The organism is Endozoicomonas sp. ONNA1, assembly GCF_024606325.1.
Classification (GTDB): Bacteria; Pseudomonadota; Gammaproteobacteria; order Pseudomonadales; family Endozoicomonadaceae; genus Endozoicomonas_A.
The window spans coordinates 1-1,298 of record NZ_JAHHPN010000038.1 but is presented as its reverse complement, the minus strand read 5'-3'; the positions used below and the strand labels follow the sequence as shown (position 1 = coordinate 1,298).

Below are 1,298 nucleotides of genomic sequence, written 5' to 3'. Positions count from 1 at the left end.
AGGGAAAGGCAGAACACCTTTCCCTTCGATTCGATCAGGTTTCAATTCCCACAATCAGCCAGGGCGCATCGGGCTCTTTGAGGCTGCGTTGCAGGTGCCAGATATCGGTAATATCTTCTTCGACACCCTCAACGGTATCGCGATACTTACCTGAAAAACGCACACTGATCTCGGCAACGCGGTCATTGTAATCAGCTCGGCCCAACTCGGCATCCACAAACATCACTTCGGTATGCTGATCGCCACCCAGAGAGGCCCTTTCTGCTTTTAGCTGCAAAAACAGTTCAGGCTCCAGATACTCTCGCATGGTGTCCAGGTCATTCTCGTTCCAGGCTTCCTGAAGCTTACGGTAATGGTCTCTGGCGCCATTCATGAAAGCACTCAGATTGAAACCTTCGGGCAGATTCATGGGGACATCACTGGTTCCAAAACCGGTTTGAGGCAGGGGTGTTTGGGCCGCCTGACCAAAGTTATCTTCCTGCTGTTCCCTGTTCTGACCAAACAGTTGTCCTAATGAAGAAGGTGTCTGATTCTGCCCTGACTGTTCCGGAGTGAAGTGAGCGTCATTCCCACCATGATGACCGGCTGCCATGGCTTTGGCACGGTTCATACTGCGGAATACCTTAAAGAGTACAAAAGCCAGCAAAGCAATAATCAGAATATCCATCACTTGCAGACCACTGAAGGCACCACCGAACAGAGCTGCGATCAGTCCACCCGCCAGCAGGCCGCCTAACAGTCCACCTAGCAGGCCTTTGCGAGAACTTTGAGCCGCTGTCTGTTTGCTGCCCTGCTGAGGAGCTGCAGCCGGCTGTTTGGGAGCGGGAGCCGTATTATAGGAACGTCCAAAGCTCTTGCCCCCTCCAAACTTTTTGGCATCAGCCACCGGCACATTAAAGACGAAGCTGAAGGCCATGATAATGGCCATAAAAGAAGCAAACCTTTTAATCATCAATCTGAGAGTCTCTTGTTTCCAATACCCATGGGCTTTCATCCTATGGAGAGTGAAATTTATTGCAAGCTATTCCATAAAAAAACTGCGTAAATCAATGGAATAAATCAGGCCTCAATTCATTGAGTCCAAGCGGACCTCGCTTTTGTCCTCATAAGTTATATGCCAATCGAGCTGTGTCTCCAGATCGACACTATGGCCCATTTTATGGATCACACTGTCTAATTGGTTGAGCGTCATCTGGTCGCGATAAGGCTGCAGCATTTCAAGTTCTGTTTCCTCTAACACCTCAAAACGATTCAATGCGTCCATCGCAGCTTTAAAGGTCAACTCGTTTATTACAGGA

At 49.2% G+C, this 1,298-nt stretch carries 2 protein-coding genes; both read right to left on the bottom strand.

Features of this window, described 5'->3' with window-relative positions:
* Positions 1–34: 34 nt before the first annotated feature.
* Positions 35–952 (bottom strand): Tim44 domain-containing protein, encoded by a 918-nt coding sequence (locus KDK19_RS00910; RefSeq protein ID WP_257254391.1) that lies wholly within the window; start codon positions 950–952, stop codon positions 35–37.
* Positions 953–1,066: 114 nt separating this feature from the next.
* Positions 1,067–1,298 (bottom strand): hypothetical protein (locus KDK19_RS00905; RefSeq protein ID WP_257254392.1); only part of this gene is annotated, 232 nt, incomplete at its 5' end.